Below are 22,772 nucleotides of genomic sequence, written 5' to 3' on the forward strand. Positions count from 1 at the left end.
CATCATACAAAAAAGCCCCGCGCCTGCGAACCCCGCATAGCAGGACTCTGACGGGGGGCTTCTTTAATAATGTGTATTAAGGATGCGCCAACAGCTCGGTCAGACCGGAAACCTCAGCGATTTCACGCATGTCTTCGGGCAATGCACGGATGCTTACCGGCTTTTTGACGGCCTGCGCATCACGCATGAAACACAGCAGCAACGACAAGCCGACGCTGCTGGATTTCACCACCGCCGAGCAATCCAGCACCAGCGCGGACGCCGTGCTGGCATTGATCAGCGCTTGCCCCTGCTTGCGCAGGGCTGGCCCGGTGCTGTAATCCAGCACGCCGCTGAGCAGCAGCTCACCGGACTCGCCAAGGCGAATGGCCGACTCGGTCATTGGGCAGGCTTCCCGGCAGCTTTGTCGGTTTCTTCCTTGGCCTTGGCCACTTCGCCGGCCCAACCATTGATGGTCTTGTCCAGGTCATTGCCATTGCGCTGCATTGCATCCGCGAACTGGTCACGGAACAGCTTGCCGATGTTGATGCCGTTGATGATCACGTTACGCAGTTTCCACTCGCCGTTGACCTTCTCCAGCGTGTACTGCACCGGGTACACCGCGCCATTGTTGCCCTTGACGCTCATGTTGACGCTGGTGCGATCACCCGACTCGTCACCGGCCGGAGCGACAGTAATACCCTGGTTGTTGTATTCGAGCAGGGCATTGCCGTAGAACTGGAACAAGCCCTTCTTGAAGTTTTCCTGGAACGTCTGCATCTGCGCAGGGGTCGCCTTGCGCGAGTACTTGACGGTCATGATGCTGCGGGAAATACCTTCAGCATCGACAACAGGGCCCACGATGGTGTTGAGCGCGTTGTAGAACTGACTTGGATCCTGCTTGTACTTTTCCTTGTTGGCCGACAGGTCAGCCAACATTTTGTTGGTAGTGTCCTGCACCAGGTCATGTGCGGAACCGCCAGCAGCGGCGTTAGCCATCAACGGCAGTGCCGCAAGCAGTACCAACAGGCCACGTCGCAAAGTAGAGATCATGAACACATTCCTCATTTGGCGTCTTTATTGACGGTATTGAGCAGGAATTTACCGATCAAGTCCTCCAGCACCAACGACGACTGTGTGTCATGAATGGTCGAGCCATCCTTGAGCAGGGCTGTTTCCCCGCCCACGCTGATACCGATGTACTTCTCGCCCAGCAGGCCAGCGGTGAGGATAGACGCAGTGGAGTCAGTCGGCAGGTTATCCACCTTCTTGTCCACCTGCATGGTCACACGGCCGGTGAAGCTGTCGCGGTCCAGATCGATCGCCGTGACCTTGCCGATGGTTACACCGGCCATGGTCACTTTAGCTCTGACAGTCAAACCGGCGATATTGTCGAAGTAGGCGTAAAGTTTATAAGTATCGGCGGTGGGGCTGGCCGATAGGCCGCTGACTCGCAGGGCGAGCAACAGTAAAGCCAGGATGCCAGCCAGCAAGAAAAGGCCGACACCGATTTCCACAGTGCGGTTTTGCATCAGAAATCTCCAAACATCAAGGCGGTCAAAATGAAGTCAAGGCCCAGTACCGCCAGCGAGGCGTACACAACGGTCTTGGTGGTGGCGCGACTGATCCCTTCAGACGTGGGCTCACAGTCATAGCCTTGGAATACGGCGATCCAGGTCACTACAAAGGCGAAAACAATACTTTTAATGATGCCATTGAGCACGTCACCACTGAAGGTCACGCTGTTCTGCATGTTGCCCCAGTAAGAGCCGTCGTAGACCCCCAGCCAGTCAACCGCCACCCACGAACCGCCCCAGATCCCCACCACGCTGAACACCATCGCCAGCAGTGGAAGAGAGATGAAGCCAGCCCACAGGCGCGGGGCAACAATGTACTTGAGCGGATCGACACCGATCATTTCCAGGCTGGACAGCTGCTCGGTGGCCTTCATGTTGCCGATTTCGGCCGTCAGCGCAGAACCGGCGCGCCCGGCAAATAGCAACGCAGTCACCACCGGACCCAGTTCACGCAACAGGGTCAAGGCAACCATCTGCCCCACCGCCTGCTCGGAACCGTAGCTGGACAGGATATTGAAGCCCTGCAGCGCCAGCACCATGCCGATGAACACCCCGGAAACCACGATGATCACCAGGGACATCACGCCCACGGAATGCAGCTGCTTGATCAACAGGCCAAAGCCGCCGCCAATACCGCCGCGGCCGAGCAACGCATGAAACAGGAAAATCGTCGAACGGCCCAGCACGCCGATGATATCGATGCCGGAGCGGCCGAAAAGGCGAACCTTTTCGAGTAAAGATGTCTTGCGCATCAACGCTTCCCCAGAAGATCTGAGCGGTAGTCCGCTGCCGGAAAGTGAAAAGGCACCGGGCCATCGGGATCGCCGGTCATGAATTGGCGAATGCGCGGGTTATCTGCGTTCATCAGCTCTTCAGGCGTGCCCTGCCCCAGCACCTGGCCATCGCCCACTACATAGAGGTAGTCGGCAATGCTCGCGGTCTCGGCCAGGTCGTGGGAGACCACGATACTGGTGATACCCAGCGCATCATTGAGCAGGCGGATCAGGCGTACCAGGACCCCCATGGCAATCGGGTCCTGGCCAACGAACGGTTCGTCGTACATGAGAATCTGCGGGTCGAGGGCGATGGCACGCGCAAGGGCCACGCGACGCTTCATACCACCGGACAGTTCGTCGGGCATCAGGTCGATGGCACCGCGCAGTCCTACGGCCTGCAGTTTCAGTAACACAATGTCACGAATCATTTCATCGGACAGCTGTGTATGCACCCGCAGCGGGAACGCCACGTTTTCGAAAACGTCGAGGTCGGTAAACAGCGCACCGCTCTGGAACAGCACGCCCATATGCTTGCGGGCATCGAACAGGTCGCTGCGCGAAAGGGTCGGCAGGTTCTGGCCATTCACCCAGACTTCACCGGCGGAGGGGCGCAATTGCATGCCCATCAGGCGCAGCAGCGTCGTCTTGCCGCAGCCGGAAGGCCCCATGATGCCCGTGACTTTGCCACGGGGAATGCGAATATCCACATTATTGAAGATGCTGCGCGTACCGCGCTTGAAGGAAAGGCCCTTCAGCTCGACCGCGTAGGCGTTATCGGCACTCATCTAAACTCCTTGGGATGCAGCCTTTCACTCAGACACCTTATTTTCGACAAATGCTTGCGCCGAATAGACATAAAGGCTGTGCGGACCGAACTGGCGGCGAACTATATCACTGCTGGTACAGCGCCCCCAAGGCCGGAACAGAGCTTGTTCAGAAACAGGACAGGTAAAAAATCCTTGCTGAGGATCAATCTCAACCACAGGGCTGATGAATAAAGCCTGACGAACTTGCGTGAGGGAATTGATCATTACCGCTATAATCGCCGACTTTTCGTCAGGCTATACGATTTCAGACATGAGCCAATCCAGCGACCTTATTCAATCCGCACAACGCACCATCCGCCTCGAGCTTGAAGCCGTAGAAGGTTTACTGGCCCATATCGACGCGGATTTCGTACGCGCATGCGAGATGATTCTGGCCAGCAAGGGCCGCGTAGTCGTGGTCGGCATGGGCAAATCCGGGCATGTCGGCAACAAGATCGCCGCCACCCTGGCAAGCACCGGGACCACCGCGTTCTTCGTGCACCCGGCCGAAGCCAGCCACGGAGACATGGGCATGATCACGCGGGATGACATCATCCTGGCGCTGTCCAACTCCGGCACCACCAACGAAATCGTGACCCTGCTGCCGCTGATCAAGCGCCTGGGCATCCAACTGATCAGCGTGACCGGCAACCCGGACTCGACGCTGGCCAAAGCCGCCGAAGTGAATTTGAACGTGCACGTTGCCGAAGAGGCCTGCCCACTGAACCTGGCACCCACCTCCTCCACCACTGCCGCCCTGGTCATGGGCGATGCACTGGCCGTGGCATTGCTGGAAGCTCGCGGGTTTACCGCCGAAGACTTCGCGTTCTCCCATCCGGGTGGCGCCCTGGGCCGTCGCCTGCTGCTGAAAGTGGAAAACGTGATGCACGCCGGCGACGAGTTGCCACAAGTGGCGCGCGGCACCTTGCTTAAGGACGCCTTGATGGAAATGACCCTCAAGCGCCTCGGCATGACCGTGATCCTGGAGCCCGACGGGCGCCTGGCCGGGGTTTTCACCGACGGTGACCTGCGCCGCACCCTGGACCGCAGCCTCGACATCCAGACCGCAACCATCGACGAAGTCATGACGCCTCACGGCAAGACCGCCCGCCCCGACATGCTCGCAGCCGAAGCGCTGAAGATCATGGAAGACCATAAAATCCTGGCGCTGGTGGTGGTCGACGGCGACGACCGCCCGGTTGGCGCCCTGAACATGCACGACTTGCTGCGTGCAGGAGTGATGTAAATGACCACCGATCTGTTGCAACGGGGCAAGAACATCAAGCTGGCGATTTTCGACGTCGACGGCGTACTGACGGATGGCCGCCTGTACTTCCTGGAAGACGGCAGCGAGTTCAAGACGTTCAACACCCTCGACGGCCAGGGCATCAAGATGCTGATGGCCGCGGGCGTGCAAACCGGCATCATCAGCGGTCGCAAGACCCCGGTTGTGGAACGCCGCGCACAAAACCTGGGGATTCCTCACCTGTATCAGGGCCGCGAGGATAAACTGGTGGTCCTGGACGAGCTTCTTGGCCAACTCAACCTAAGCTATGAACAGGTCGCCTACCTTGGTGACGATTTACCCGACCTGCCGGTGATTCGCCGGGTCGGCCTGGGCATGGCCGTGGCCAATGCGGCGGCGTTCGTTCGCGAACACGCCCATGGCGTCACCACCGCCCGCGGCGGCGAAGGCGCCGCCCGCGAGTTCTGCGAATTGATTCTGCGCGCCCAAGGCAGCCTTGAAGCGGCTCACGCCGCCTACCTATAGAGCGTTTTATGCTGAGTAAAAAGATTCGCAATTTTCTGATATTTGCCATCATCGCCGCCGTGTTCCTCGCGGTCGGCTACTGGAATATCAGCCCGGAGCGCTTCCTCGACAAGCCTGTTGCGCAGGTCGACGAGAGCGCTATCGACTATTACGCCATCAACGCCCACAGCATCCAGTACCTGCCCGATGGCAAGGTTCAGTATGAAATGACCTCCGACAAGGTCGAACACTTGAAGGCATCCGAGGTCACTTTGCTGACCAAGCCGGACATGAACCTGTATCGCGGCGCCGAATTCCCGTGGCACGTCACCAGTGAGCGTGGCGAAGTCAACCCGGACGGCACCCAGGTGGAATTGATTGACTCGGTGCGCGTAGCCCGTACCGACGCCAAGGACCGCGACACCATTATTACCAGCAGTCGCATGACCGTATTCCCACAGAAGCAATATGCGCAGACCGAGCAAGACGTTAGAATCGACGGCGCTGGCGGTGTATCGACTGGCAAGGGAATGAAAGCGTATTTGAAAGAAAGCAGGATACACCTGCTATCGAACGTAAGAGGACAGTATGAGGCTCGTTAAAACCCTCCCTATTTTGCTCGGCCTGGGCGCAGCACTGGGAAGCGTGAGCGCCTGGGCTCTGCCGAACGATAGCCAGCAACCGATCCACATTCAGGCCGATGATGCGCAACTGGATGACAAGAAAGGTATTGCGACCTACACCGGCGACGTCATCATCACTCAAGGCTCGATGAAAGTGACGGGTAATACCGTGACACTGACTCGCACCCCGGCAGGCGATATCGACGTGGTCACTTCGGTCGGCAACCTGGCGTATTTCGAACAGCTGCAAAAAGTGGGCGACCCGACGCCGGTCAAAGGCTACGGCAAGACGATCCAGTACCACGCGCAGCAAAATCGCATCGTGCTGATCGATCAGGCCAGGGTCATCAATGACGGCAACACCACTGACGGCGAAAAAATCGTCTATGACACGGTGAAGCAGATTGCCCAGGCCGGTCGTGCCACCGGTACGAAGATCGGCACGCCGAAGCCGCGCATCGATATGGTTATCCAGCCGAAGCAGAAAGCCGACGCCGCCCAGCCGACGCCGAAAACCGACGCGAAGAAGGCGAATTAATGGCAACCCTGAAAGCCCAGCATCTGGCCAAGGCCTATAAAAGCCGTCAGGTCGTGCGCGACGTCAGCCTGTCGATCGACAGCGGCCAGATCGTCGGCTTGCTCGGCCCCAACGGTGCCGGCAAGACCACCTGTTTCTACATGATTGTCGGCCTGGTTCAGGCCGATCAAGGCCGCGTGCTGATCGACGACCTGGACGTCAGCCACCAGCCGATGCACGGTCGTGCACAGGCGGGTATCGGCTATCTTCCCCAGGAAGCGTCGATCTTCCGCAAACTGTCGGTTTCCGACAACATCATGGCGATCCTCGAGACCCGCAAGGAACTCGACCGCGCCGGGCGCAAGAAAGAGCTGGAAAGCCTGTTGCAGGAATTCCACATCAACCACATTCGCGACAACCTCGGCATGAGCCTTTCCGGCGGCGAGCGTCGTCGCGTGGAAATCGCCCGTGCCCTGGCCACTGCGCCGAAGTTCATCCTGCTGGACGAACCTTTCGCCGGTGTCGACCCGATCTCCGTCGGCGACATCAAGCAGATCATCCATCACCTCAAGGCCAAGGGCATCGGTGTGTTGATCACCGACCACAACGTCCGTGAGACCCTCGATATCTGCGAAACCGCCTACATCGTCAACGATGGACAGCTGATTGCCGAAGGTGACTCTGCCACTATCCTGGCCAACGAACTGGTCAAGGAAGTGTATCTGGGTCACGAGTTCCGCCTGTAAACACGGTGGTATCAGGCCATTCGCCATGGAGCGCGGGAGTCAATAAAAACCTCAGTATTTTTATTGTTACCGCGCTCTAGGCAAAGCCCCCGATATCAGGCATATAATTTGCTTATGTTTGGCGCTCACGCGCCCTGTCGTGGATGGCGCATTGCGCCGGCGAATAAGGTGTTAAGCCCCTGCCATGAAACCATCGCTAGTCCTGAGAATGGGCCAGCAGCTGACGATGACACCGCAGCTGCAACAGGCCATCCGCCTGCTCCAATTGTCGACCCTGGACCTGCAACAGGAAATCCAGGAGGCCCTGGAGTCCAATCCGATGCTCGAACGCCAGGAAGAAGGCGACGACTTCGATAATGCAGACCCGCTGGCCGACAACATCGAGCAAAAACCCAACCCCGACGTACAGGAACCCTCCTACCAGGAAACCGCCCCCACGGTGGACAACCTCGAGGACGGTGAATGGAACGAACGCATTCCCAACGAGCTTCCCGTCGACACCGCGTGGGAAGACGTCTACCAGACCAGCGCCAGCAGCCTGCCCAGCAATGACGATGACGAGTGGGACTTCACCACCCGCACCTCCGCTGGCGAGAGCCTGCAGAGCCATTTGCTCTGGCAACTGAACCTGGCGCCGATGTCCGACACCGATCGCCTGATCGCCGTCACCCTGATCGACTGCATCAACAATCAGGGCTACCTGGACGAGACCCTTGAGGAGATCCTCGAGGCCTTCGACCCGGAACTGGACATCGAACTGGACGAAATCGAAGCCGTCCTGCACCGCATCCAGCAATTCGAGCCAGCCGGTATCGGCGCCCGCAGCCTCAGCGAGTGCCTGCTGTTGCAACTGCGCCAACTGCCGGCCAAGACGCCTTGGCTGGCCGAAGCGCAGCGCCTGGTCACCGACTACATCGACTTGCTCGGCAGCCGCGACTACAGCCAGCTGATGCGCCGCATGAAGCTCAAGGAAGATGACCTGCGCCAGATCATCGAGCTGGTGCAGAGCCTCAACCCGCGCCCCGGCTCGCAGATCGAGTCCAGTGAAGCCGAATACGTCGTCCCCGATGTGATCGTGCGCAAGGACAACGAGCGCTGGCTGGTGGAGCTGAACCAGGAATCGGTGCCGCGCCTGCGGGTCAACCCGCAATATGCAGGGTTTGTACGCCGCGCCGACACCAGCGCCGACAACACCTTCATGCGCAACCAGTTGCAGGAAGCCCGCTGGTTCATCAAGAGCCTGCAAAGCCGCAACGAAACCCTGATGAAAGTCGCCACCCAGATCGTCGAGCACCAGCGCGGCTTCCTGGAATACGGCGATGAGGCGATGAAGCCGCTGGTACTGCACGACATCGCCGAGGCGGTGGGCATGCACGAATCAACGATTTCCCGGGTGACCACGCAAAAATTCATGCATACCCCACGGGGTATTTATGAGCTGAAATACTTTTTCTCCAGCCATGTCAGCACCTCCGAAGGCGGCGAATGCTCGTCCACGGCGATCCGCGCGATCATCAAAAAACTGGTTGCCGCGGAAAATCAGAAAAAGCCGTTGAGTGACAGCAAGATCGCTGGTTTACTGGAGGCACAAGGCATTCAGGTCGCCCGTCGAACCGTCGCCAAGTACCGCGAGTCCCTCGGGATCGCGCCTTCCAGCGAGCGTAAACGTTTGATGTGACGGGCGGGCCATAGCGTTCCAGTGGCAGGCACCCCGGCCTGCCGCTTTATGCACTGGCAACGAAGGAGAAGCTGTATGCAAGTCAACATCAGTGGACACCAACTGGAAGTGACCGAACCGCTGCGCGCCTATATCGGCGAAAAACTCAAACGAATTGAGGGGCATTTCGACAAGATCACCAACGTGCAAGTCATCATGACTGTCGAGAAGCTCAAGCAGAAAATCGAAGCCACCTTGCGTATACCCGGCGGGGAAGTAGTCGCCAATGCCGAGCATTCAGATATGTATGCTGCCATTGACGACCTCACCGACAAGCTGGATCGCCAAATCAAAAAGCATAAGGAAAAGCAGCAGAGTCTTCTTCAAGGCACTGGCCGCTAACACTCCCCACCCATGATTCGACTTGAAACCATCCTGACCCCCGGCCGTTCCCTCGTGAACGTGCCGGGCGGCAGTAAAAAGCGTGCCCTCGAACAAATTGCCAACCTGATCGGCCGCGAAGTGCCCGAGCTGGATACGCAAGCTGTGTATGAGGCACTGATCGCCCGTGAAAAGCTCGGTTCGACCGGCTTTGGCAACGGCATCGCCATTCCTCACTGCCGCCTGCAAGGCTGTGAGTCTCCAGTCAGCGCCCTGCTGCACCTGGACGCCCCCATCGATTTCGACGCCATCGACGGCGCGCCGGTCGACCTGCTGTTCGTTCTGCTGGTCCCGCAAGCTGCCACCGATGCGCACCTGGAACTGCTTCGGCAGATCGCCAGCATGCTCGACCGCAAGGAAGTACGCGACAAACTGCGCAGCGCTCCCAGCAATGAGGCGCTTTATCAGGTTGTACTGGATGAGCAAAACGGGCAGTAATCATGCGTTTGATCATCGTCAGCGGCCGCTCCGGCTCAGGTAAAAGCACGGCTCTCAATGTTCTCGAGGACAACGGCTTCTATTGCATCGACAACCTGCCCGCCGGCCTGCTGCCGGAACTGGCGGAACGTGCACTGATCCATACCGAGTTGGCGCAACCGCTGGTGGCCGTCTCGATCGACGCCCGCAACCTGCCCAGCCACCTCTCCCGCTTCCCTGAACTGCTCGAAGAAGTGCGGGCCAAGCACATCCACTGCGATGTGCTGTACCTGGACGCCGACGAAGAAACCCTGCTCAAGCGCTTCTCCGAAACCCGTCGACGCCATCCACTGAGCAGCCCGCATCGCTCGCTGGCAGAAGCCATCGAGGACGAGACCAAACTGCTGGGCCCGATCATTGACCTGGCCGACCTCAAGATCAACACCACCAGCCTGAACCTGTATCAACTGCGCGATGCGATCAAGCTGCGCCTGCTGAATCAGCCGGAGCCGGGCACCGCGTTTCTGGTGGAGTCGTTTGGCTTCAAGCGCGGCATGCCGGTGGATGCCGACCTGGTGTTTGATGTGCGCTGCCTGCCCAACCCCTACTGGAAGCCGGAACTGCGCGATCAGTCCGGGCTGGACGAACCTGTGGCGGAATATTTGGCGGCGCAGCCGGATGTAGAGGAGATGTTCCAGGATATCTCCAGCTACCTGCTCAAATGGCTGCCGCGTTTTGCGGCCAGTAACCGGGCTTATGTCACCATCGCCATTGGCTGCACCGGCGGCCATCATCGTTCCGTCTACCTGACCGAACGCCTGGGCAAGGTGCTGCAACAAACCCTCAAGAACGTCCAGGTTCGCCACCGCGACCTTAGCTGAAAGGAACACCCCCGCGATGCCCGCTCTGGAAATTGAAATCATCAACAAGCTGGGCCTGCACGCCCGGGCTTCGGCCAAATTCGTCGGCGTCGCCGGCCAGTTCCCTTGCCAGATTCGCGCCGGGCGTACCGCAGAATCCATGGTCGACGGCAAAAGCATCATGGCCATGATGATGCTGGCGGCGGGCAAGGGCACGAAGATTCACTTGAAGACGGAAGGCGAGCAAGAGCAGGAAGCGATGGATGCGCTGGTGGCATTGATCAACAACTATTTTGACGAAGGCGAGTAACACCCTCTGCAGGAGCCGGTTTACCGGCGATGGGCCCACAAGTCTTGCACTGACCTCAGGAACGCCATCGCCGGCAAGCCGACTCCTACAAGGAATTTGGCAGAGTTCTTAGCCCAACGCTGTATCCATCACCATCATCAAACAAAACCCGATACACAGCCCCAGGCTGGCGAGCTTGTCATGGCCATTGCGCCGCGACTCGGGAATCACTTCGTGGGTCACCACCAACAGCATCGCCCCGGCCGCCAGCGCCAACCCCAACGGCAACAGTACCTCCGCCAGGCTTACCAGCCAGGCACACAGCACCGCAAACACCGGCTCCACCAACCCGGACGCCGCGCCAATCAGGAACGCCCTGACCCGCGACATCCCTGCCCCGGCCAGCACCAAGGCAATCACCAAGCCCTCCGGCACATCCTGCAAGGCAATGCCCATGGCCAGGCTGTCGGCATCGGGCATGCCGCCGCCCGCCGAGACACCCACTGCCATGCCTTCGGGAATGTTGTGGGCAATGATGGCGAACACAAACAGCCAGATGCGCGGCGGAATCACCGGACGTTCCGGACTCCCCACCAGCATTTCCGGGCTGGCGCCGGAGACCTTGCGATCCACCAGATACAGCCCAAATGCGCCCAGCATGATGCCAAAACTGATCAAGCCGCTGGCGGCCCAAGGCGTCAGCCCGAGGTTTTCAGCAGCGGCAATACCCGGCACGATCAGCGAAAACGCGGTGGCCGCCAGCATCACCCCCGCACCGAAGCCCAGCAGCGTGTCACTCACCGCCAATGGCATCCGGCGAATCACCAGTACCGGCACGGCGCCCAAGGCGGTGCCAAGGGCGCAAATGGCACCCCCCTGCAACGCGCGCAGGATGCGGGGTTCCAGGTCAAGCCAGGCCAACCCTTGGGCCACCAGCAATGCAGTTCCTGCCAATAGCAGCAGCGAGCCAAACGCATAACGAAACATTCGCACGCTGCTGATCGCCAGTGTTTCAGTGCCCATAGTCGGCCTTAGATCTTGTTATAGAGGAGTTTCAGCCCAGCGCAGCCTGGTACCGTTCAGCAACTTCCGGCCAATTGATAACGCTGTAGAACGCGTTGATGTATTCCGGGCGACGGTTCTGGTACAGCAGGTAGTAAGCGTGCTCCCAGACGTCCAGGCCGAGGATCGGCGTATTGCCGTTCATCAGCGGGCTGTCCTGGTTGCCGCTGCTTTCCACCACCAGGGTCTTTTGCGGGGTAACGCTCAACCACGCCCAGCCACTGCCGAAGCGGGTCAAGGCAGCCTTGGTGAAGGCCTCTTTGAAGGCGTCGAAACCACCCAACTGCTCGTCGATGGCGTTGCCCAGCGCGCCGTCTGGCTTGCCGCCGCCCTTGGGCGACATGACGGCCCAGAACAACGAGTGGTTGGCGTGACCACCGCCCTGGTTGATCACCGCCGCCCGGAGTTTTTCCGGCAGTTGCTGCACGCTGGACACCAGTTTCTCCACCGGCCAACCGGCAAACTCGGTGCCTTCGACAGCCGCGTTGAGGTTATTGATGTAGGTCTGGTGGTGCTTGGTGTAGTGGATCTCCATGGTTTGCGCGTCGATATGCGGTTCAAGGGCATCGTAGGCGTAAGGCAACGCCGGCAAGGTGTAGGACATATCAATGAGCTCCATAAAAAGGGCTGTTGCGGGTCGACGCATCCGAGGGCGCCACGTTGCTGCCCAGCAAGCGATGAGTACGCGGGTACTCACCGTGATCGCTGATGAAATTCAGCAGCTCGACGTAGGTCTTGCTGCTCTGGCGCAGGGCCGCTTCCCGCAGTAGCGGGTTAAGACGGGTGTCCTGAATGGTCTGCAACAGGCGCTGGTGAATGGCGCAAAGGTATTCCGCGCTTTCTTCCGGCTGGTTCAGGCGCAGATGCAGGTCCGCCAGGTTGTGATGGGAAATGACGCAAGCCGCCACCGCTTCGTCGGCATCCGCCCAGCGCTCAAACAACACTTGAGCCAAGGCCAGGGCTTGCAGGTAGGCTTCGCGGGCATCTACCAGCTCGCCCGCCATAAAGCAGCGATTGGCCCGTTCGATCGTGCGTTTCCAGTGCTCCATGGTGAGCCTCCAAAGCAGGGTCGGTGATTACACGCCGCCGGCCGTGAGCTTTTCCGGATCCAGCAGGATTTCCAGTTGGCTGCGGGGCAAGTCGGTGTGTTCGAGCGCCACATCAATCACCGGACGGCCTTGTTGATAGGCCTTCTTGGCGATTTCGGCGGCCTTTTGGTAACCGATGATCGGGTTGAGTGCGGTCACCAGGATCGGATTGCGCGACAGCGCCTCCTTGAGCTTGGCTTCGTTGACCTTGAAGCTGGCAATGGCCTTGTCCGCCAGCAAACGGCTTGAGTTGGCCAGCAATTCCAGGCTGCCGAGCAGATTCTGGGCAATGATCGGCAGCATCACATTGAGTTCGAAGTTGCCGGACTGACCGGCGATGGTGATCACCGTGTCATTGCCGATGACTTGCGCGGCAACCATCGCAGTGGCTTCCGGGATCACCGGGTTGACCTTGCCCGGCATGATCGAGGAGCCCGGCTGCAGGCCCTCCAGTTCTATTTCACCGAGGCCGGCCAACGGGCCGGAGTTCATCCAGCGCAGGTCGTTGGCAATTTTCATCAAGGACACCGCAGTGGTCTTGAGCTGCCCGGAGACCGCGACGGCAGTGTCCTGGGAGCCAATCAGCGCAAACAGGTTCTTGCCGGGTGTGAATTGAACCTGGGTCAGGCTGCTCAGTTGCTGGCTGAAACGCGCCGCAAATTCCGGATGGGCATTGATCCCGGTACCGACAGCGGTACCGCCCTGGGCCAGCGCCTGCAAACTCGGCAGCAGGTCCTGCAGATGGCCGATATTCGCCTTGAGTTGCTGGGCCCAGCCATTGAGCACCTGGCTCATGCGCACTGGCATGGCGTCCATCAGGTGCGTCCGGCCGGTCTTGACGAAGCGATGCACCTCTTCGGCCTTGTGTTCGATCACCTGCACCAGGTGCAGCAGTGCCGGCAGCGTTTGTTCGTGCAGCACCAGCGCCGCGCTGACATGGATGGTGGTGGGGATGATGTCGTTACTGCTCTGGCCGCAGTTGACGTGATCGTTAGGGTTGACCGGCTCGCCCAGCAAACGGCTGGCGAGGGTCGCAATCACTTCGTTGGCGTTCATGTTGGAGCTGGTGCCGGAACCGGTCTGGAAGATATCCACCGGGAAATGCTGCATGAAATCGCCTTCCAGCAAGCCTTGGGCAGCATCGACGATGGCCTTGCCCTGGGCTTCGCTCAGCTGTTTCAGCTCCACGTTGGCCTTGGCGGCGGCGGCCTTGGCCAGGATCAGCGCACGGATGAATTGCGCCGGCATACGTTGATGGCTGATGGGAAAGTTGTTCACCGCTCGCTGGGTTTGTGCGCCATACAGTGCCTCGGCCGGCACTTGCAGTTCGCCCATGCTGTCGCGTTCGATACGGGTGTTACTCATCGGAAGATCCTTGCACCAGGTCAGAGTGAGAAATCGATGGCAGCAATTCGCAGGTCGCCAATTGCCAGGCAAAGGTCTGCCAGCGCTTGAGGCGGCAGGCACAGTGGGACAGTTTTTCCAGGTCGCGCAACGGGCGCCAGGCCTGGTCCAGGCACATGGACCGCCAGTGCCAGGGCAAGGCGATGTCGGAGGCGGTGTCGAGCAGCAGGCGGAATGAGGTCTCGCCGATGGTCCACGGATGGGTCGCTGTGCAACAGGCGAGGTACCGGCCTTCGGCCAGGTAATGTTCGATCAGGCGGGGCTCGTCGGGATCAAGGCCGCAGCGAATCTGACGGCTCATCCAACGCCAGCTTTCCAGGTAGGGATCCTCATGCAGGACAGAACTCATGATCCACGCTCATTCGGTAATGATATTTATTATTAAATGATATTGAGAATCAAAACAAGAGCCTGAGGAAATCACTCGGAATTCCAGGCACAAAAAAAGCGCGCCACCCAATGGGTGGCGCGCCTTGTTTACAGCGTCTTTCGGCGGGTCAGCTACCGGCGACGGTCATCTTCTCGATCAACACCGAACCGGTGCGGATGTTGCTGCGCAGTTCCAGGTCATTACCCACCGCGACAATCTGCTTGAACATGTCGCGCATGTTGCCGGCGATGGTCACTTCCTGCACGGCGAACTGAATTTCGCCGTTTTCAACCCAGAAACCCGCCGCGCCACGGGAGTAGTCGCCCGTGACCATGTTCAGGCCATGCCCCATCAACTCGGTGACCAGCAAACCGCGCCCCATACGGCGCAACAGCGCCGCCTGGTCTTCGTCGCCATGGGTGATGAACAGGTTGTGCACGCCGCCGGCATTGGCGGTGCTGGGCAGGCCGAGCTTGCGACCGGCATAGGTGCCCAGCACATAGGACACCAACTCACCGTTCTCGACGAACGGCTTGGCGTAGGTGGCCAGGCCATCACCGTCAAACGACGAACTGCCCATGGCGCGCATCAGGTGCGGACGCTCATCGATGGTCAGCCACTCCGGGAAGAGCTTCTGGCCGATCGCCCCTTCCAGGAACGACGACTTGCGATACAGGTTGCCGCCGGAAATCGCCCCAAGGAAACTGCCGAACAAACCACCGGCCAGTTCCGCCGAAAACAGCACCGGTACTTCGCACGTCGGCACCGGGCGCGCGCCCAGGCGGCTGGCGGCCCGTTGCGCGGCACGCTGGCCAATGCTCACCGGGTCCGCCAGCAAATCGCCCTGGCGGTTCACGTCGTACCAGTAATCACGCTGCATCTGGCCGTTGGCTTCGGCAATCATCACGCAGCTCAGGCTGTGACGCGTCGAGGCATAACCGCCGATAAAACCATGGCTGTTGCCATACACACGGCAGCCCTGGTGGGTGCTCAAGGTGGTGCCATCGGCATTCTTGATCCGGCTGTCGGCATCAAAGGCCGCCGCCTCACAGGTCAGCGCTTGTTCAATGGCCTGCTCCGGGGTGATATCCCAAGCGTGAAACAGGTCAAAATCCTTCAGGTCACGCGCCATCAAGGCCGCATCGGCCAGGCCCGAGCTTTCGTCTTCGGAAGTGTGCTTGGCAATCGCCAATGCGGCGGCGACGGTTTCGCGAATCGCTTCCGGGCCACTGGCGGAGGTGCTGGCCGAGCCTTTGCGCTGGCCCACGTACAAGGTGATGCCAAACCCCTGGTCACGGTTGAACTCGACGGTTTCCACTTCACGCTGGCGCACCGAAGTCGACAACCCCTGCTCCAGGGACACCGCCACTTCACAGGCACTGGCCCCCTGGCGCTTGGCCTCGGCAATGATCTGCTCGACTTGTTCCTGCAGTGCCGGTAACGCTTGCGGACCGACGCTTTGGGCTGCACTCATGGTTTTCTCCACTCAAATTCTGCTTTCGGTTAAGGCCTTCTAGCGACCGGGCCGGACAAGCGGCCCCCGACTGGTTATCATGGCGGCGTTTCTTTGCGGACTGCCACCATGGTTGATTCTTACGACGACTCCCTCGATGGGGAGAAAAGCAAATCTCAGGTCAAACGCGAGCTGCATGCTCTGGTTGACCTCGGCGAGCGCCTTACAACACTCAAGCCTGACTTGTGTGCAAAACTGCCATTGACCGACGCCCTGCGCCGGGCTCTGAACGATGCGCCCAAGCACACCGCGAATATCGCGCGTAAACGGCACCTTATGTTTATCGGCAAACTGATGCGCGACCAGGACACTGACGCGATTCTGACGTTGCTCGATCAACTCGACGCCTCCACTCGCCAGTACAACGAGCGCTTCCATAATCTGGAACGCTGGCGTGATCGCTTGATCGCCGGCGATGACGCGGTACTGGAGAAGTTCGTCATTGAGTACCCGGATGCCGATCGCCAACAATTGCGCTCCCTGATCCGTCAGGCCCAGCACGAACTGGCGCAAAGCAAGCCACCGGCTTCCAGCCGAAAAATCTTCAAATACATCCGTGAGCTGGACGATAGTCAACGCGGCCTGCGCTGACCCTCTTCCCCGGGTGGCGGCCTTCGCCACCCGAAGCTCCCGTTCTTACGACCCCGTGCCACCCACGGTGATCGCATCAATTTTCAAGGTTGGCTGGCCGACACCCACCGGCACCGACTGCCCATCCTTGCCGCACGTCCCTACCCCACTGTCCAGCGACAGGTCGTTACCGACCATCGACACCTTGCTCATGGCTTCCGGGCCGTTGCCAATCAACGTTGCACCCTTGACCGGCGCGGTGATCTTGCCGTCTTCGATCAAGTACGCCTCGCTGGTGGAGAACACAAACTTGCCGCTGGTGATGTCCACCTGCCCGCCACCGAGGTTGGCGCAGTAGATGCCGCGCTTCACCGAGGCAATGATTTCAGCCGGGTCGCTTTCGCCACCGAGCATGTAGGTGTTGGTCATGCGCGGCATCGGCAGGTGCGCGTAGGACTCGCGACGACCGTTACCCGTGCGGGCCACGCCCATCAGGCGAGCGTTGAGCTTGTCTTGCATGTAGCCCTTGAGCACGCCGTTTTCGATCAGGGTGGTGCACTCCGTCGGCGTGCCTTCATCATCGACGCTCAACGAACCACGACGCCCGGCCAGGGTGCCGTCGTCGACGATGGTGCAGAGCTTGGACGCAACCATCTCGCCCATCCGACCGCTGTAGGCCGAACTGCCCTTACGGTTGAAGTCACCTTCCAGACCGTGGCCCACCGCTTCATGCAACAGCACGCCGGACCAGCCGGAACCCAGCACCACCGGCAACGTACCGGCCGGAGCCGGAATCGCTTCCAGATTGACCAGGGCCTGGCGCAGCGCTTCACGCGCATACCCCATGGCGCGGTCTTCGGTGAGGAAATAGCGGTAGTCGGTACGCCCGCCGCCGCCATGGCCACCGCGCTCGCGGCGGCCGTTCTGCTCAACAATCACACTGACATTGAAACGCACCAGTGGCCGCACATCCGCCGCCAGGCCGCCATCGGTGGAGGCCACGAGGATGCGCTCCCACACGCCGGCCATGCTCACGGTGACTTGCTGGATGCGCGGGTCCAGGGCGCGGGTCGCGGCGTCCACACGCTTGAGCAGCTCGACCTTTTCGGCGCGGCTGATCACTTCCAGCGGGTTATCCGGCGCATACAACTGGGCCACGTCCTGGGTGCTGAACGCCTGCACCGTGCCGTTCTGGCCGGCACGAGAGATCGAACGGGCAGCGCGAGCCGCCAGGCCCAAGGCTTCAAGGGTGATGGCATTGCTGTAGGCAAAACCGGTTTTTTCACCGGACTGGGCACGCACGCCCACGCCTTGGTCGAGGTTGAAGCTGCCTTCCTTGACGATCCCGTCTTCCAGGGCCCAGGACTCGGAAATCTGCCCCTGGAAATACAGGTCGGCAGCATCGATGCCCGGCCCGGCCAGATCGCCGAGGACCGTTTGCAAGCTTTCGATGGTCACGCCACCGGGCGCCAGGAGGTGTTCACTGACTGAGGACAACAACTCGCTCATAGGTTTGGCCTTAAATTCATCGTTCTGAAGCAGGTCGCTGCGCGCCCTGCGAGAAAAAGCGCCGGTGGCCTGCCACCGGCATACGCGTCCGTATCGACGCCTGTTCACTGCTATCGCGTTCGGCCAGCAGCACCGCCTCGCCTTGATCCTGTTGTGCCAGCACTCGGCCCCATGGGTCGATAATCGCTGCATGCCCGAAGGTTTCCCGTGGCCCCGGGTGCACGCCGCCCTGGGCAGCCGCCAGCAGGTAACACTGGGTTTCGATAGCCCGTGCGCGAATCAGCACGTCCCAGTGCGCAGCGCCCGTCACCGCTGTAAAGGCGGAAGGCGCAGTGATCAACTCGGCACCCGCAGCGCGCAATTCGCTGTACAGCTCCGGGAAGCGCAAGTCGTAGCACACCGTCAGCCCCAAGCGGCCGACCGGCGTATCCGCCACCACCACCTGGCTACCATGAGCATAGTCATCGGATTCGCGATAACGGCCCCGGGCATCGGCTACATCGACATCGAACAGGTGTAGCTTGTCGTAGCGAGCGACGATTTCGCCCTGATCATCGATCAGCAACGAGCAGGCATTGGACTTGGCGTTCGGTTGATCCTTTGGAGGCAACGGCAAAGTGCCGGCCACTATCCATAAGGTGAGGTCGCGAGCGGCCTGTTTCAACCACGGCAGGACAGGACCTTCGCCCAAGGCCTCGGCGCGCCCGATATCGGCTACATCACGACGGCCCATGGCGGCGAAGTTTTCCGGGAGTACGGCGAGCCTGGCACCGCCCGCCGCCGCTTGTTCCAGCAGGCGCCGGGCCTGGGCCAGATTGGCCAGCACATCGCTTTGGCTGACCATTTGAATTACCGCAAAGGACATGGGCCCACACTCCAGAAAAGGCATGCACCAAAAAGGGATAGTGCCATGCTACTCCGCAGGCACTCAGTTTGGTTTTTCAAATGGCTTGTCGAAGGTGATTTTCGGGTCTTTCCATGGGCCTTCGACCTTGTACTGGACGCTGGCGAAACGCGAGACGCGGTCGCCAATCAGCTTGTCGATCAGGAACAGTGCACCGCCAATGGCCGGCGCGCCGACGATCAGCGCGGCAATCGGCAGGTTATTGGTCACCGGCAGCGTTACCAGCAACTTCGCATCGACGCGATCCGCCACCAGGTCCAGGGTGCCGTTGATCTCCAGGTTACTCGACGGGCCCGTCATGGTGATCGGCTCACGGGTCACAAACACGCCATTACTGGCGGCCAGCAAGCCCTTGACCCGGTCATAACTCAAGCCTTTGCCGAGCAAGTCCGAGAAGTCCAGCCGCAGCCGGCGACCGATGGAGTTGAAGTTCAGCAAACCAAACACCCGCAGGGCCTGGGCGCCGCCTTCCACTTCAACAAACTGCCCTTTGCGGAAGCTGGCATCCAGGCTGCCGGAGAAACGCTTGGGACCGACCCAGGCCGGCGAACCCGGCCAGCGGCCGTCCACGTCCACATGAAACTCTTCACTGGTCACGCTCGGCGCAAAACCCCAGCCCTTGAGCACGTCCCCAATGTTCTTGCCATCCAGGCGGCCCTTGTACCAACTGCTGCTGGCTCCGGGCCCCCCCTCCCAACCGCCGGCGCCCTGAAGCAGCATGCCCTTGAGGCCCAGGTTGAGGCTGTTGAACGCCATGCCCTTGGTGGTCGGCCGGACTTTCAACGACCAGGCACCTACCAGGTCCGGGCCCTGGAACAACTGGGCAATCGAGATATCCAGTGCCGGAATATCCTTGGGATCGACATCAGCCAGCGGGTCCGGCGCATTTTCATCCGCCTGCACCGTCGGATCCACCGCAGGCAATTTCACGTACTGCAAGTTGACCGCGATCGGCGCGCCCTTGGCATCCGGTAGCCCCACGGTGCCTTTGGCTTGCTGGCTGTCGAACTGCAAGCCCCAGGCCGCGGGCTTGCGATCCAGTTGCAGGTTGACCTGGTCAAACTGCGTGCCGAAGCCGGTCAGCTTGCCAATCTTGAAGTCAGCCCCGCTCAACAGTTGCTTGGCACTGCCACCCGGGTCGTTGCCAGCATAGCGGTCTACCAGTTTTTTCCAGGGATCGACATCCAGCTCCGACAACACCCCGCGAATACGCAAGCCCTTGCCGGCCGGCAACACGGCATCGCCTTCCCCCAGGAACAGCTCACCACGGCCATCGGCAAAATTGTCCGCCGGGGCGGCGAAGGTGAAGCTGCCCAACTCGCCATAATCGAACCAGTAGCGGCGCTCCTTACCCTGCAGCGTCATGCGGAACACGCTGTCACGGCCCTGGCTCGCCGGCATGCCGAACGGTGCCGGCAGGTCCACGGCCACGCCCTTGAGGTTGGAACTGACCATCAACTGGCTGTCGGCGCCGTCGAGGTTGAGCTGCAATTGGTAGGGGATATCGCCGGACACCGGCAACGGCTGGCTGACTTTCAGCCAGTCAGTCAGCCGCTTGACGGTCACCTGCCCCTTGGCGGTTACGCGGGTATTGAGATTGCCCTGCCGGCCATCGGCAAAAATCTGCGCGGTGATCGGCCGGTCGAAGGCCTGGGCGCTGATGTTCTGGCCACTCAGGCCCTTGGCGCTGTCGAAACGGAAATCACCCTTGAGCTGGCTCAGGTCCAGCGTAGGCTCAGCCAATTGCAGGCGCGCCTTGTCAGTCTTGAAATCCACCACAATCTTGGGATCTGCACCCTTGGCCAAGGGAATATCCAGGTCGAGCTTGCCTTGCAGGTCGCCGTCGCCTTTCCAGCCGGCGAAGGTCGAGGCGGTGCCGATCGGCGCCTCCTGAAGGATCTTCAGGCCATCGCCCAAGCCGCCGGCAAAATTGCCGGTCAGCAGTAGGTGACTGTCCTTGCCTTCAGGGGCATGGGGAATGTTGACGTAGATGTCGTTGACCTTGGTGTCGAGCAACTGGCCCTTGCTGGCCAGGATGCGCACGCCGCTCTCCTCTACAAACACTTCGCCCTTGACCTTGCTGACATGCGGCCAGCCCGGCTGGAATGCCAGTTCGGCATCGTGCACCTTGAAGAACAGGCTGATATTGCGCGAAGCAGGCAGCGCATCGTGGTTCAGCGAGCCCTGGTACTGGAAGAAGCCCTCGTCCACCGCGCCCTTGAGGATCGCGGTGCGCAGCCATTCATCGAGTGCCGGGCTCAAGACGGCGGGCAGGTATTTGGGGGTGAAGCGGCCATCGCCGTCGACCATGCCGACCCGCAGGTCCATGTAGTCTTCCTGGCTATGGTCGAAATGCAGGCGAATCAGGAAGTCCGCCGCCACTTTGCCCTCTTCCCCCAGCACCTTGATGTACGGCGCAATCAGGGTGAAGCCTTCTTTATCCAGCTTCCACGTCAGGCGAGCGTTGGCCTGGATGTACTGCCAGGGCTTGGCGAAGATCGGAAACAGGTGCAAGGAGAAGTCCTTGCTGTCCATGCGCAACTCGCCCTTGCCCAGGTCACCGCTGATGCTGCCGCTGACATTACGGGCCGCCGGGGCGCCGAAGTAGGCATCAAAACCGATGCGATCAAGGTTGGCCGCGAAGCTCACGCGCTGGTCAGTGGTGTCTTCAGGCCGGTAATCCAGCAACACGTTGCGCAGCGTACCCGTCGCCTTGAGGTGATCCAGCGCGGTGGCCAGGGCCTCCGGCAACGGTGCCAAGGCATGCAGCAACGGCGTGATCGGGGTCAGGTCGAGACGATCGGCCTGCACGTTCCAGACTTCCTGGGCCTTGTCGGTCGCCAGGGTTTGTTGCAGTTGCAGGCGCGACTCCCAGCGAGTGTCACCGAGGTTCATCGCCAGCGAGTCGAACAGCACCTTGAGGCCGCTGTCACTGCGTTGCAGGTACGCGGTGAGGGCCAGGTTCTCGATATGGGTCGGCTTGCGGTCGGCGTAGCTGCCCTTGAGTTGCGCAGCGTTGAGGCGCACGGCGGCGCTTTGCACGGTGCCCTTGCCCCACGTCAGCCAGAATTCGCCGCCGGCCTTGAGTTCGGTGAGTTTCCATTGCCGGGTCAGCTTTGCCGGGATCCATTTTGCCCAGTCACTCTGGGGCAAGCTCAGGTAAGCCTCGGCTTCACCGTCTTTCCACTGACTGGCGCGGATTCGGGTACGCAGGTTCAGCGCCAGCGGCTGGCCATCGGGCAGGGTCAGGCGCGCGTCCAGGCGCTGGCGGTTGGCGCCGGTCTGCAGGCTCACACCGACATAGGTCAAGGTCAGCGGCGCCTGCTCGAACGGCTGCAGCGTCACCTGGCTGTCGAGCAATGAGACTTGCCCGACCATTTGCATGCGCGTCAGCAGTTGTTCGGGATCCAGCGGCTGGTCATCCTGCACTGGCAAGCCTTGCAGCGCCCAGTGTCCGTCCTTGTCTTCCTTCACGCTGACTTGCAGGCCACTGACTTCCAGATGGGCAATCCGCACGTCGCGCGCCAGCACGCTGGCCCAGATATCCGGCACCACTTGCACCTGATCCAGACGCAGGGCGCTGTTGCCCTCGCCGACCATCACATCGTGGGCCATCAACACCGGCGCGAAACCGCTCCAGCGCCCTTCCAGGCTGCCGATGCTCAAGGGCATGTCCAGCGCAGTACGGGCCTTGGCTTCGATTTCGCCCCGGTATTCCGCCACCAGCGGTGTCAATTCACGGCCAAGGCTCACGTACACCGCTGCCAATACCAGCAACAAGGCGCACAGGCCAAGGCCCCAGCGGGTCAATGCGGCAAAAAAGCGTATCAGACGCTCCATGTCAGGCGACCCTCAAAGGCAATAGTCGGACGGCAGTTCAAGGTCTGCCGGTCTCGTTGATAAGAGCTAACGCG

At 60.5% G+C, this 22,772-nt stretch carries 26 protein-coding genes; 11 read left to right on the forward strand and 15 right to left on the reverse strand.

Going from position 1 to position 22,772, the window contains the following annotated elements; all coding sequences use genetic code 11:
* Positions 1–76 precede the first annotated feature (76 nt).
* From HKK54_RS05065 to HKK54_RS05090, 6 genes are read right to left on the reverse strand one after another with little or no spacing between them, the layout of a single operon-like run.
* Positions 77–382: an STAS domain-containing protein gene (locus HKK54_RS05065; protein ID WP_010170571.1), complete on the reverse strand. Its 306-nt coding sequence runs from the start codon at positions 380–382 to the stop codon at positions 77–79.
* Positions 379–1,032: an MlaC/ttg2D family ABC transporter substrate-binding protein gene (locus HKK54_RS05070; protein WP_010170573.1), complete on the reverse strand. Its 654-nt coding sequence runs from the start codon at positions 1,030–1,032 to the stop codon at positions 379–381. Before HKK54_RS05070 ends, HKK54_RS05065 begins: the two co-directional genes overlap by 4 nt.
* Positions 1,033–1,043: 11 nt before the next feature.
* Complete coding sequence (gene mlaD / locus HKK54_RS05075) at positions 1,044–1,511, reverse strand: outer membrane lipid asymmetry maintenance protein MlaD (protein ID WP_010170575.1); 468 nt, start codon at positions 1,509–1,511, stop codon at positions 1,044–1,046.
* Entirely contained in the window at positions 1,511–2,308 is a 798-nt protein-coding gene (gene mlaE / locus HKK54_RS05080) for a lipid asymmetry maintenance ABC transporter permease subunit MlaE (RefSeq protein ID WP_003216131.1), read from the reverse strand. The genes mlaD and mlaE overlap by 1 nt, the downstream gene beginning before the upstream one ends.
* Positions 2,308–3,117, reverse strand: coding sequence for an ATP-binding cassette domain-containing protein (locus HKK54_RS05085; RefSeq protein WP_003216128.1), 810 nt, complete (start codon positions 3,115–3,117; stop codon positions 2,308–2,310). Before HKK54_RS05085 ends, mlaE begins: the two co-directional genes overlap by 1 nt.
* A gap of 24 nt (positions 3,118–3,141) precedes the next feature.
* A complete protein-coding gene (locus tag HKK54_RS05090) occupies positions 3,142–3,363 on the reverse strand; it encodes a hypothetical protein (RefSeq protein WP_141629499.1) in 222 nt (73 codons plus the stop codon).
* 46 nt (positions 3,364–3,409) lie between these two features.
* Here HKK54_RS05090 and HKK54_RS05095 point away from each other — a divergent pair, with 46 nt between their 5' ends.
* The 10 genes from HKK54_RS05095 (at position 3,410) to HKK54_RS05140 (ending at position 10,459) form a co-directional block, all read left to right on the forward strand.
* On the forward strand, positions 3,410–4,384 hold the full coding sequence (locus tag HKK54_RS05095; protein WP_169386300.1) for a KpsF/GutQ family sugar-phosphate isomerase: 975 nt from the start codon (positions 3,410–3,412) through the stop codon (positions 4,382–4,384).
* Positions 4,385–4,909 carry a KdsC family phosphatase gene (locus HKK54_RS05100; protein WP_010170579.1) on the forward strand — a complete coding sequence of 175 codons (525 nt, stop codon included), beginning with the start codon at positions 4,385–4,387 and terminating at the stop codon, positions 4,907–4,909.
* Positions 4,910–4,917: 8 nt separating this feature from the next.
* Positions 4,918–5,490, forward strand: a complete 573-nt coding sequence (gene lptC / locus HKK54_RS05105) for an LPS export ABC transporter periplasmic protein LptC (protein WP_010170581.1) — start codon at positions 4,918–4,920, stop codon at positions 5,488–5,490.
* Positions 5,477–6,049 (forward strand): lipopolysaccharide transport periplasmic protein LptA, encoded by a 573-nt coding sequence (gene lptA, locus HKK54_RS05110; RefSeq protein WP_010170582.1) that lies wholly within the window; start codon positions 5,477–5,479, stop codon positions 6,047–6,049. The genes lptC and lptA overlap by 14 nt, the downstream gene beginning before the upstream one ends.
* Positions 6,049–6,774: an LPS export ABC transporter ATP-binding protein gene (gene lptB / locus HKK54_RS05115; RefSeq protein WP_003216119.1), complete on the forward strand. Its 726-nt coding sequence runs from the start codon at positions 6,049–6,051 to the stop codon at positions 6,772–6,774. Before lptA ends, lptB begins: the two co-directional genes overlap by 1 nt.
* Before the next feature lie 184 nt (positions 6,775–6,958).
* The gene (locus HKK54_RS05120; protein ID WP_010170584.1) at positions 6,959–8,452 is read left to right on the forward strand and encodes an RNA polymerase factor sigma-54; all 1,494 of its coding nucleotides are present in this window, start codon (positions 6,959–6,961) and stop codon (positions 8,450–8,452) included.
* A gap of 75 nt (positions 8,453–8,527) precedes the next feature.
* On the forward strand, positions 8,528–8,833 hold the full coding sequence (hpf, locus tag HKK54_RS05125) for a ribosome hibernation-promoting factor, HPF/YfiA family (RefSeq protein WP_010170586.1): 306 nt from the start codon (positions 8,528–8,530) through the stop codon (positions 8,831–8,833).
* A gap of 12 nt (positions 8,834–8,845) precedes the next feature.
* Complete coding sequence (gene ptsN, locus HKK54_RS05130) at positions 8,846–9,310, forward strand: PTS IIA-like nitrogen regulatory protein PtsN (protein WP_010170588.1); 465 nt, start codon at positions 8,846–8,848, stop codon at positions 9,308–9,310.
* A 2-nt stretch (positions 9,311–9,312) separates the two neighbouring features.
* Positions 9,313–10,170 (forward strand): RNase adapter RapZ, encoded by an 858-nt coding sequence (rapZ, locus tag HKK54_RS05135; protein WP_010170589.1) that lies wholly within the window; start codon positions 9,313–9,315, stop codon positions 10,168–10,170.
* Positions 10,171–10,186: 16 nt separating this feature from the next.
* Positions 10,187–10,459 (forward strand): HPr family phosphocarrier protein, encoded by a 273-nt coding sequence (locus tag HKK54_RS05140; RefSeq protein WP_010170591.1) that lies wholly within the window; start codon positions 10,187–10,189, stop codon positions 10,457–10,459.
* A gap of 108 nt (positions 10,460–10,567) precedes the next feature.
* On the opposite strand, the gene HKK54_RS05145 is transcribed toward HKK54_RS05140, so the two are convergent.
* From HKK54_RS05145 to pmbA, 6 genes are all read right to left on the reverse strand, one after another.
* Complete coding sequence (locus HKK54_RS05145; RefSeq protein ID WP_010170593.1) at positions 10,568–11,461, reverse strand: ZIP family metal transporter; 894 nt, start codon at positions 11,459–11,461, stop codon at positions 10,568–10,570.
* A 31-nt stretch (positions 11,462–11,492) separates the two neighbouring features.
* Entirely contained in the window at positions 11,493–12,104 is a 612-nt protein-coding gene (locus tag HKK54_RS05150; protein WP_169386301.1) for a superoxide dismutase, read from the reverse strand.
* Between the two features lies 1 nt (position 12,105).
* The gene (locus HKK54_RS05155) at positions 12,106–12,549 is read right to left on the reverse strand and encodes a hypothetical protein (RefSeq protein WP_010170597.1); all 444 of its coding nucleotides are present in this window, start codon (positions 12,547–12,549) and stop codon (positions 12,106–12,108) included.
* 27 nt (positions 12,550–12,576) lie between these two features.
* Positions 12,577–13,953, reverse strand: a complete 1,377-nt coding sequence (locus HKK54_RS05160) for a class II fumarate hydratase (protein WP_169386302.1) — start codon at positions 13,951–13,953, stop codon at positions 12,577–12,579.
* Entirely contained in the window at positions 13,946–14,341 is a 396-nt protein-coding gene (locus HKK54_RS05165; RefSeq protein ID WP_010170602.1) for a hypothetical protein, read from the reverse strand. The genes HKK54_RS05160 and HKK54_RS05165 overlap by 8 nt, the downstream gene beginning before the upstream one ends.
* Positions 14,342–14,489: 148 nt before the next feature.
* A complete protein-coding gene (pmbA, locus tag HKK54_RS05170) occupies positions 14,490–15,836 on the reverse strand; it encodes a metalloprotease PmbA (protein ID WP_010170604.1) in 1,347 nt (448 codons plus the stop codon).
* Between the two features lie 108 nt (positions 15,837–15,944).
* Between pmbA and yjgA the strand changes: the two genes are divergently transcribed.
* Entirely contained in the window at positions 15,945–16,466 is a 522-nt protein-coding gene (yjgA, locus tag HKK54_RS05175) for a ribosome biogenesis factor YjgA (RefSeq protein WP_003216092.1), read from the forward strand.
* 45 nt (positions 16,467–16,511) lie between these two features.
* On the opposite strand, the gene tldD is transcribed toward yjgA, so the two are convergent.
* The 3 genes from tldD to HKK54_RS05190 form a co-directional block, all read right to left on the reverse strand.
* Complete coding sequence (gene tldD, locus HKK54_RS05180; RefSeq protein WP_010170608.1) at positions 16,512–17,954, reverse strand: metalloprotease TldD; 1,443 nt, start codon at positions 17,952–17,954, stop codon at positions 16,512–16,514.
* A gap of 16 nt (positions 17,955–17,970) precedes the next feature.
* On the reverse strand, positions 17,971–18,819 hold the full coding sequence (locus tag HKK54_RS05185) for a carbon-nitrogen hydrolase family protein (RefSeq protein ID WP_169386303.1): 849 nt from the start codon (positions 18,817–18,819) through the stop codon (positions 17,971–17,973).
* Positions 18,820–18,882: 63 nt separating this feature from the next.
* Positions 18,883–22,698: a YhdP family protein gene (locus tag HKK54_RS05190; RefSeq protein WP_169386304.1), complete on the reverse strand. Its 3,816-nt coding sequence runs from the start codon at positions 22,696–22,698 to the stop codon at positions 18,883–18,885.
* Positions 22,699–22,772 lie beyond the last annotated feature (74 nt).

It is taken from the genome of Pseudomonas sp. ADAK13, from assembly GCF_012935715.1.
Lineage (GTDB): Bacteria > Pseudomonadota > Gammaproteobacteria > Pseudomonadales > Pseudomonadaceae > Aquipseudomonas.

Excerpts from the sequence above, each read along its gene's own strand:
- HKK54_RS05065 (WP_010170571.1), bottom strand. The coding sequence starts at position 382 with ATGACCGAGTCGGCCATTCGCCTTGGCGAGTCCGGTGAGCTGCTGCTC.
- HKK54_RS05070 (WP_010170573.1), bottom strand. The coding sequence starts at position 1,032 with ATGATCTCTACTTTGCGACGTGGCCTGTTGGTACTGCTTGCGGCACTG.
- mlaD (WP_010170575.1), bottom strand. The coding sequence starts at position 1,511 with ATGCAAAACCGCACTGTGGAAATCGGTGTCGGCCTTTTCTTGCTGGCT.
- mlaE (WP_003216131.1), bottom strand. The coding sequence starts at position 2,308 with ATGCGCAAGACATCTTTACTCGAAAAGGTTCGCCTTTTCGGCCGCTCC.
- HKK54_RS05085 (WP_003216128.1), bottom strand. The coding sequence starts at position 3,117 with ATGAGTGCCGATAACGCCTACGCGGTCGAGCTGAAGGGCCTTTCCTTC.
- HKK54_RS05090 (WP_141629499.1), bottom strand. The coding sequence starts at position 3,363 with ATGATCAATTCCCTCACGCAAGTTCGTCAGGCTTTATTCATCAGCCCT.
- HKK54_RS05095 (WP_169386300.1), top strand. The coding sequence starts at position 3,410 with ATGAGCCAATCCAGCGACCTTATTCAATCCGCACAACGCACCATCCGC.
- HKK54_RS05100 (WP_010170579.1), top strand. The coding sequence starts at position 4,385 with ATGACCACCGATCTGTTGCAACGGGGCAAGAACATCAAGCTGGCGATT.
- lptC (WP_010170581.1), top strand. The coding sequence starts at position 4,918 with ATGCTGAGTAAAAAGATTCGCAATTTTCTGATATTTGCCATCATCGCC.
- lptA (WP_010170582.1), top strand. The coding sequence starts at position 5,477 with ATGAGGCTCGTTAAAACCCTCCCTATTTTGCTCGGCCTGGGCGCAGCA.
- lptB (WP_003216119.1), top strand. The coding sequence starts at position 6,049 with ATGGCAACCCTGAAAGCCCAGCATCTGGCCAAGGCCTATAAAAGCCGT.
- HKK54_RS05120 (WP_010170584.1), top strand. The coding sequence starts at position 6,959 with ATGAAACCATCGCTAGTCCTGAGAATGGGCCAGCAGCTGACGATGACA.
- hpf (WP_010170586.1), top strand. The coding sequence starts at position 8,528 with ATGCAAGTCAACATCAGTGGACACCAACTGGAAGTGACCGAACCGCTG.
- ptsN (WP_010170588.1), top strand. The coding sequence starts at position 8,846 with ATGATTCGACTTGAAACCATCCTGACCCCCGGCCGTTCCCTCGTGAAC.
- rapZ (WP_010170589.1), top strand. The coding sequence starts at position 9,313 with ATGCGTTTGATCATCGTCAGCGGCCGCTCCGGCTCAGGTAAAAGCACG.
- HKK54_RS05140 (WP_010170591.1), top strand. The coding sequence starts at position 10,187 with ATGCCCGCTCTGGAAATTGAAATCATCAACAAGCTGGGCCTGCACGCC.
- HKK54_RS05145 (WP_010170593.1), bottom strand. The coding sequence starts at position 11,461 with ATGGGCACTGAAACACTGGCGATCAGCAGCGTGCGAATGTTTCGTTAT.
- HKK54_RS05150 (WP_169386301.1), bottom strand. The coding sequence starts at position 12,104 with ATGTCCTACACCTTGCCGGCGTTGCCTTACGCCTACGATGCCCTTGAA.
- HKK54_RS05155 (WP_010170597.1), bottom strand. The coding sequence starts at position 12,549 with ATGGAGCACTGGAAACGCACGATCGAACGGGCCAATCGCTGCTTTATG.
- HKK54_RS05160 (WP_169386302.1), bottom strand. The coding sequence starts at position 13,953 with ATGAGTAACACCCGTATCGAACGCGACAGCATGGGCGAACTGCAAGTG.
- HKK54_RS05165 (WP_010170602.1), bottom strand. The coding sequence starts at position 14,341 with ATGAGTTCTGTCCTGCATGAGGATCCCTACCTGGAAAGCTGGCGTTGG.
- pmbA (WP_010170604.1), bottom strand. The coding sequence starts at position 15,836 with ATGAGTGCAGCCCAAAGCGTCGGTCCGCAAGCGTTACCGGCACTGCAG.
- yjgA (WP_003216092.1), top strand. The coding sequence starts at position 15,945 with ATGGTTGATTCTTACGACGACTCCCTCGATGGGGAGAAAAGCAAATCT.
- tldD (WP_010170608.1), bottom strand. The coding sequence starts at position 17,954 with ATGAGCGAGTTGTTGTCCTCAGTCAGTGAACACCTCCTGGCGCCCGGT.
- HKK54_RS05185 (WP_169386303.1), bottom strand. The coding sequence starts at position 18,819 with ATGTCCTTTGCGGTAATTCAAATGGTCAGCCAAAGCGATGTGCTGGCC.
- HKK54_RS05190 (WP_169386304.1), bottom strand. The coding sequence starts at position 22,698 with ATGGAGCGTCTGATACGCTTTTTTGCCGCATTGACCCGCTGGGGCCTT.